This window comes from Synechococcus sp. R55.7 (genome assembly GCF_047461955.1).
In the GTDB taxonomy this organism is placed as follows: domain Bacteria; phylum Cyanobacteriota; class Cyanobacteriia; order Thermostichales; family Thermostichaceae; genus Thermostichus.
Window position 1 is genome coordinate 1 of the sequence record NZ_JANSIC010000383.1, and the last position, 1,045, is coordinate 1,045.

The window sequence follows — 1,045 nt, forward strand, 5'->3', positions numbered from 1 at the left end:
TGATGGTTGTTGTGCCACCCTTCACCATAGGTCAGAATCGCCGCCCACCAAAGGTTACGAGCATTGTCATTGCTCTCGAAAGTCCGGTAACCCCAGAAGTGGCTGGCCGAGTTGATTAACCAGGTGCAATGCAGTAGCAGCACTGTCCGCACAAAGATACCGTACACGACGAATGACCAGCCCCCCAGCAGGTAGAGTATTGCAGCCAACGGCAGTTGCAAAAGCAGAGCATACCTATCCAGCCAGCGGTAGAAGGGATCCCGAGCCAAGTCCGGCGCAAAGGCAGAATACTTCTCAGGGTTGAAAAATTCTTCGCGGTGGTAGATCAGCCAGAGTATGTGGCTCCACCAAAAGCCCTTACGAGCAGAATAGGGATCCTTCTCCTCGTCTTCGGTGAAGGCGTGGTGCTGACGATGGCCGCCCACCCAAAAGATCGGCCCCCCTTGAACGGCCAGGGCACCGAGAGTCGTGAAGACATATTCCAGCCACTTGGGCACCTGGAAACTACGATGGCTGAGCAGGCGGTGGTACCCCAAGCAGATGCCTAAGCTGCCGAAACACCAGTGGAGAAATAGGGCTACTCCCAGAGCGGGCCAGGAGAAGAAGAAAATGCCTCCCACCAAAGCCACCACGTGAAAAATGGCAAAGAAGAGCACATGTTCCCAAGCAAACCGAAAGGACTCTTGGGGCTCGGGCCGATTGAGCGGAGCGGGATGATTCAGCGATTGGCGAGAAAAAGAAGTGGTCATGAACCCACAAAACCTCAGAAGAAGAAGTAGACTAGACTGACTAGGAAAGAGCCAAAACACAAAGCCCAAGTCAAGGCCGCCGGATAACAGCGGCCCAACGTGAAAACGGAGTCAAACCCCCGAAGACACCGCCATAGCCAGCGGTGACTTGCTATGTGCTCCGCTGTGATGAACTTGGCTACACAGGAAGAAGAGGAGCAGAGGCAACGCTGCCGACATCCTCTCGCTTGACATTAAGCCTAGCGGTATTCCACCGTAAATGCAAGCGTCACTTGCAGCCCGCCGCAATTCTTCAG

The 1,045-nt window shown here is 54.5% G+C and carries 1 protein-coding gene; it reads right to left on the minus strand.

Annotation, left to right across the window (positions count from 1 at the left end):
- Positions 1-749, minus strand: a 749-nt coding sequence (locus tag NW820_RS12640; protein ID WP_414407674.1) for an acyl-CoA desaturase, incomplete at its 3' end; no start/stop codon positions are given.
- Between the last annotated feature and the right edge of the window lie 296 nt (positions 750-1,045).